The 6287-nt window shown below is 59.0% G+C and carries 5 protein-coding genes and 1 pseudogene; 2 read left to right on the top strand and 4 right to left on the bottom strand.

Annotation, left to right across the window (positions count from 1 at the left end; translation table 11 throughout):
• Positions 1-757, bottom strand: a 757-nt coding sequence (gene tcuC / locus WCA53_RS09565; RefSeq protein WP_423908424.1) for a tricarballylate/proton symporter TcuC, incomplete at its 3' end; no start/stop codon positions are given.
• 708 nt (positions 758-1465) lie between these two features.
• On the opposite strand from tcuC, the gene WCA53_RS09570 reads away from it, so the two are divergent.
• Together WCA53_RS09570 and WCA53_RS09575 are read left to right on the top strand one after the other, a co-directional pair.
• The gene (locus tag WCA53_RS09570; protein WP_423908426.1) at positions 1466-2659 is read left to right on the top strand and encodes a hypothetical protein; all 1194 of its coding nucleotides are present in this window, start codon (positions 1466-1468) and stop codon (positions 2657-2659) included.
• Between the two features lie 86 nt (positions 2660-2745).
• The gene (locus tag WCA53_RS09575) at positions 2746-3444 is read left to right on the top strand and encodes a DUF2968 domain-containing protein (protein WP_423908428.1); all 699 of its coding nucleotides are present in this window, start codon (positions 2746-2748) and stop codon (positions 3442-3444) included.
• Between the two features lie 81 nt (positions 3445-3525).
• Here the strand turns inward: WCA53_RS09575 and WCA53_RS09580 are convergent, their stop codons facing one another.
• The 3 genes and pseudogenes from WCA53_RS09580 to nadE all read right to left on the bottom strand — a co-directional run.
• On the bottom strand, positions 3526-4917 hold the full coding sequence (locus WCA53_RS09580; protein WP_423908431.1) for a gamma-glutamyl-gamma-aminobutyrate hydrolase family protein: 1392 nt from the start codon (positions 4915-4917) through the stop codon (positions 3526-3528).
• Positions 4918-5222: 305 nt separating this feature from the next.
• Positions 5223-5561, bottom strand: coding sequence for a P-II family nitrogen regulator (locus WCA53_RS09585; protein WP_423908434.1), 339 nt, complete (start codon positions 5559-5561; stop codon positions 5223-5225).
• 199 nt (positions 5562-5760) lie between these two features.
• Positions 5761-6287: pseudogene (nadE, locus tag WCA53_RS09590) on the bottom strand (NAD(+) synthase); the annotation flags it as partial.

Genomic DNA, 6287 nt, shown 5'->3' on the forward strand with positions numbered 1-6287 from the left:
CGGTGGTCATGATCACCATGCCCATGCCGGCGAGTACGATGCCCCAGTTCGCGGCCATCGTCTTCATGATTTCGGCCATTTTCGGATGATGCTTGCGCGCCAGGAATTCATCGGTTTCCTGCAGCGATCGACGAATGATGAACAGGAACGGTACGATCAGGCAGCCGATGATGAACGGCACGCGCCAGCCCCAGGAAGTCATCTGGTCGGGTGGAATGATGCGGCTCATGACTACGCCGATCAGCGCGGCAAACACCACGGCCACTTGCTGGCTACCCGATTGCCACGAGCAATAAAAGCCCTTGTTGCCCTTGGTCGCGATTTCGGAGAGATACACCGACACTCCGCCCAGTTCGACGCCTGCCGAAAAGCCTTGCAGCAGTCGTCCGGCCAGCACGATGATCGGCGCGGCGATACCAATGGTCGCGTACCCCGGAATCACGGCGACCAGCAAGGTGCCGATCGCCATCATCGTGAGCGTGAGAATCAGGCCCTTGCGTCGTCCGTGATGATCGATGTACGCACCGAGCACGATCGCTCCGATCGGCCGCATCAGGAAGCCCGCACCGAAAACGGACAGCGCGAGCATCAGCGAGGCGAATTCGTCGCCGCTGGGAAAGTAGGTTTTGGCGATGGCCGAGGCGTAGTAGCCATAGACCATGAAGTCATACATCTCGAGGAAATTGCCGCTGACGACGCGGAATACCGACTTCGCCTTCGATTCGTTCGCTGGGGTCGCGTGTGAGGGGGTTGACATGACTATCTCAAAAAATCCGGAGCCAAACCCGCTGCTTGCGGGTCATGAGCCGACCGGAAGTTGGCGACGATCCGGCCGTGATTCGCCGAATATCTCTGTAAGCTTCGTCTTTCCAGATTCGGTGAAAAACACTCGAAATCAGCACCAAAACGCAGAAAAAATGGGGAATAGTGGTAAACCAGCATGTGACTCAAACTGTGTGCAGGCGAGATATTACAGTGGGAACATGAAACTCCGCTACGCGGAACATCGCTGATACGCGCCAAACTCTCATTGAAATTGCCTGCATAGACATAGCCATCTCCATACATAAATTCGCATGCCTAATCACTCGCGTGAAAGAACTTGGTGCCAATCACCTGAACATGCGCGTGAGCTTTGTCTTCGCATGGGCCGCGGCATGATCTCGCCCGAGTGCGTCAATCGCAGGCGCCACATTTCACGCAAAAACCGTGCGTTGTGCTGAAACAATCAGCGAGTTTGAATTGAATCAACAATTATTTTCAGTCTTAACGCCTTTTTAGCAAGGAACTAAGAAGGTTCTGAGCGACGCCCAAGCTGCCGCTGGGTATCATCGGGGGCTGTTCTGTGGCGGGTCCGGGCAAGGTGAATCTTTGAGCACCTTTGCCGCAATAACTGGACGACGTCCACACGGCTGCCTGGCTAACCGCTGAGCAGTCTGACGCCCGCTTATCGGAAATAAAAACGATGAATGCTCCTCTGATCGTTGTACAAGGCGATCTGCTTTTGCCTACGATGTACCCCATGGCCAGCATGCCGTTCGCAGCCTTTGGCGAAGAGTGGATCTTGAACGGGACCCGTCCGGCTTTGACGGAATATGAAATACCGTTTTACGCCGCGCGTTTTATCACCGCTTATATCAGTGGGCTGACCAGTCGCGACGATCGCTTTCCCTACACGCCTTCTAGTCTCTGGGGCAACTTCAAGCGCAACGACCCGGTCGATCAGTCCGAGCTACGCCACGCCGCGAACCTGACGCCGGAGGTTGCCGAACCGCCGCCGTTCGCGTTCGAGCCGTTCACCGCGCCCGACGAGCATCGCGCGATAGTGCCGCCGCCCAATGATCGTCGAAAGCAGGTCGCCGGCGGCGCAATCGCGCTGGCGTGCGCTGCCTTTATCGCGTGGGCGTTGTTCGGGACAAAATTCGGACACCACGCAGACCTGCCCCTCGCGCCGCAACTCGCGTTGAATACGCCCGCACCCGCGACCAATGCGCCGGCTAAGCCGGAACCCGTCACGGCTACGCCGGCGTCGGACGCAACGGTGGCGAGCGCGCAAGAAGTGGCGCCTGTTGCGGTTGTCGCCGCGTTGCCTGTGCTTGCTGCGAAACCGGTGGCCGATGCAGCGCCTGCGCCTGCTCCAGTGAGATCCAAGCCCGCTGAACAGCTCGCCATGAGTTCGCGTCAGCCGCTCGCCGCGCACGTTGCGACCGAGTCAATCGCTAGAGCGCGACCGTTGGCGCAAACGCCAGCGCGCGATGAATCCATAGCCAAAACGAAGCCCCGAGCCACTACGCGTATCAAGCACGAAGCGCATCGATACGGACACGTTCATCGCAGGCATGGTTATCAAGGCGAGCCGGTGTATCGGAGTAGCGGGCACGCTGAGCCGCTCGCGGCACCGGGCCGTCGCGCGGTCGCGAGCGACAGCAATCGGGCCAGCTCCTATTCGTCCCCGAGCATTCCCGAGATGTACAACATGCTGGCCCACTCAGCGGTGCTCGACGACAACAGTGGCGGCTCGCGCGCAGCGCCGCGCGCCATTGCTCGCCAACCGGCAGATGTCCCGCCGTTGCGGGGCGGTTCCGCCGATGTGGGGAACTCGAACGTCGACCTGAGCCAACGCCGCATCACCGACGCGCCCTCGCAATTTTCAAAGTGACGAGTACATCTCATGGCGGCATCGCGCGTTGCATTCAAGCGCCGCGCGATGCGTGGACATCCCCTCAATTTATGAAGCGTCGCACTATGAAGTCTTCCTCCACGTTCCTCCGCGCGATCATGATCGCGGTTGTCACGCTCGGTTCGTCTGCCGCGAGTGCCTATCAGCCGGTCGGCACGTTGCTGTCCGCTACCGGCCTTGCCGACCCGATGCGCTCGCCGTCTTCTGGGGACCCGCTCGGCAATCTCCAGGACGGCACGGACCTGGCTTCGAACGGCCAGACAGCGGGCAATGTGTCCGAGCTAAAGCAGATGGTGCAGGCTGGCAAACTCACTGAATTGCGCGTGACCTATAACGGTAACTACGGCGCCGCGCTCTTTTTCTATCCGCAAGACATGGTGTATTACGTCGCGTTGTTTCAGGACAAGAATTTCTGGCGTGTCGTAAAGACGCAAGATAACGTTCACGGTGAAACGGTCTATGCGCAGTTCGCTCGCAAGAGCTATGCGCTCGCCGAAGGAGAAATTCGCCGCACGCAATTGCAGGCGCAGAAGGCGTTGCTCGAGCGCGTGATTGCAGTGTCAAACGATCGCGCTCAACGTCTCACCGCCGACCTGACAATCGCCCGCGCGCAGGAAAGCGAAGTGTCGCAACGGCAACAGCAGATGCAGGTGGAGTCAACCGCATTGCAAAACGACAAAGCCGCAGCCGAGCGTAAGCTTCGCATGTTGCAGCAACAGGTTCAGCAGCTTCAGGATCAGAGCGACGCTGGCATCGTGCAGTAGCTTATTGTGTTGTAGTCAAAGCGCTTACAACAACGAACAAAGCCCGCTTTCGCGGGCTTTGTTCGTTGCGTTTCGCTTACTTTAAAAGCGCGTTTCCCGAGCTACTCGCAGGAACGTGTCGAGTAATGGCGTGCAATCGAGCAGTTCGTCTCCGCCCGCGCGATGAAACTCCGGGTGCCACTGCACGCCCATCACGAATGGCGCGCGCCTGTAACGCACCGCTTCGATAATCCCATCGGCCGCCGATACCGCCTCAACGTTCAGGTCCCGCCCGATCGTCTTGACCGCCTGGTGGTGGATCGAGTTGACGAGGGCGTCGCGACGGCCCGGAAACATGTTCACGAGCGTTGAACCGTCGGGGAACCGGATGGGATGGCGGTGCTGGTCGTATTGCTCGTTCACGTGCACGTCGGCGTGGGGCATTTCGGTTGCGATGTCCTGATACAGCGTCCCCCCGAACGCGACGTTGATCAACTGACATCCGCGACACACACCGAGTACGGGCTTCCCCGATTCAATGAACTCGTGCAGCAATTCAAGTTCGTACATGTCGCGCACGCGGTCCCCGGGCCATTCAGTGCGTATCGCCGCCTCGGCATAGGATTGCGGCGAGACGTCCGCGCCACCCTGCAGCAATAGACCATCGAGATGCTTCGCGTAATCACGCAAACGGATATTGCTCGGATGCAACATGCCCTGATGGCCCACCGTCGGGATCATGAACACGAGCACATCGCGCGACATCACCCAATGCGCGATGGATTCCTCGAGGTATTGCAAGGTCTTGCCACGCAGGCCTTTCGCACCGGGTTCAGGATGAAAAATGCGTGCCGATACCCCGATGCGCAACGTGCGCTGAGTGACGCGCTGACCCGCACGATCGAATATACGGCGGGCGCGTGCCCGGATCACGCGACCGAGCACCGACCATGCCGAGTCGCTCGTATGCAGGTAAGCCGGAGGGGGTTGCCCGCCGTTCTGAGTACCCGGTGGAATGGGCGGCGGCAGATGCGATGCGCCAAAATCCGGCGCCGTGGTGAAATCGGCAGGGAGGCTTTTAGCCACGGCCGGGGGCGCGGCGTTCTCCGCGTTCTCCTCGGCCGCTTGCGCCTCTGTGGCAGTTTCAACCTGCTCCGCGAGACTCGCCTTTACCGCCGGCGTTTCACCGATCACGTGGGCGGTCGTTTCCTGCGCATGCGCGGCGGTCGCAGCCGATTGGCGGGCTTGTGCTGCACGGGCTGCTGCATCCACGCGCTGGGCCTTGGCGGTGTCGACGGGTTCTATTGTCGATGCACTCTCCGGTGCATCGGTTGAGGCCCGCTCCGCTGCGGTGGCGTCAGCGCCCGGTTGCGCGGCTGAGGGGAGATCGGCGGTTTTTGCAAAAGCCACTTCTGCTGGATCGCCGCTCGCAGCTCGGGTGGCGGGCGGTTCGGTGCCGGGCTTGCCCGGGTTCGACGAATTGTTATCGCTCATTCCGATAGAGGCGCCGGGCGCTTTGAGAATGGTTAGGGTTCAATTATCCGCCTCTGGTCCGGGGGCGGCAAACCATCAAACAATTGCTCACATTATCAGTGAGACGTTCGTTTCATGCTCAAAAATGATCGCGAGGCTTTTCGAATGTTTCTCGCAGCACGATTTATTACATTACTGGAATCGAAACGGATCAGGTAAGGACGCGAGAGGCAAACCGCTGGTAAAGCGCCCAGTTGCCTCGCTCACGACAGACAATAAAAAAGCCGGCCTGACGCGAATCAGGCCGGCTTTGTCTACCGCAAAAATCAGACTGCGGCTTCGTTCTCTTCGCCCGTGCGGATGCGAACCACCCGTTCAACATCGGTCACGAAAATCTTCCCGTCGCCAATCTTCCCTGTGCGGGCAGCACCGATGATCGCGTCGAGCACTTGATCCACTTGTGAGTCGGCCACCACCACCTCAATCTTGACCTTGGGCAAGAAGTCGACCACGTACTCCGCGCCGCGATACAACTCCGTGTGGCCTTTCTGGCGGCCAAATCCTTTGACCTCGGTGACTGTCAGGCCAGTCAGGCCCGCTCCAGCCAACGCCTCGCGGACTTCGTCCAGCTTGAACGGCTTGATGACTGCGGTGATGCTTTTCATGGCGCGCCTCGTCGAAATGTGCGGATAAGCAAGATAAACAGACTTCAGAACCAAATTCACATGTGCCTGATTCTAGCCGCGTTTTCACGATAACCACACGTATCTCGCACGGTAACTCGCATAACGTCCCGTCATCCGGAGCAAACGCCGCATAACGGTGCATAAAGGTGCGTATGAGCGCTCGCGCGGTGCTAAGGGATCACTCGGCGGGTATGTTCTTCAAATCCTCCATCCATACCGTCGATTCAGAATCGCTGGGTGCACGCCAGTCCCCGCGTGGCGACAACGATCCCCCGGAACCCACCTTAGGCGCATTCGGAATGCAGGAACGCTTGAACTGGCTGGTGCGGAAGAAGCGGTCGAGAAAGGTGCCCAGATTGTGCTTGATGGCCGGCAATTCATATTCGTTGCGCACCACATGAGCGCCTTCAGGCCATGTACCCGCTTCGCGATCTTTCCATGCCGAATAAGCCAGGAACGCAACCTTGGTCGGAGAAAAGCCAAAACGCAGCGTGTAATAGAGGTTGAAATCCTGAAGCTCGTACGGCCCAATGACACTCTCGCTCTTCTGCTCGGGATCCCCACTCGATTTTCCGGGCACCAACTCGGGGCTGATGTCGGTATTGAGAATGTTTACGAGTACGTCGGAACCCGAATTGCCGATTTGCCCTGTTTCCGCGACCCATCGGACCAGATGGGTGATCAGGGTCTTGGGAACGCTCGCGT

Source organism: Caballeronia sp., from assembly GCF_049581465.1.
Lineage (GTDB): Bacteria > Pseudomonadota > Gammaproteobacteria > Burkholderiales > Burkholderiaceae > Caballeronia.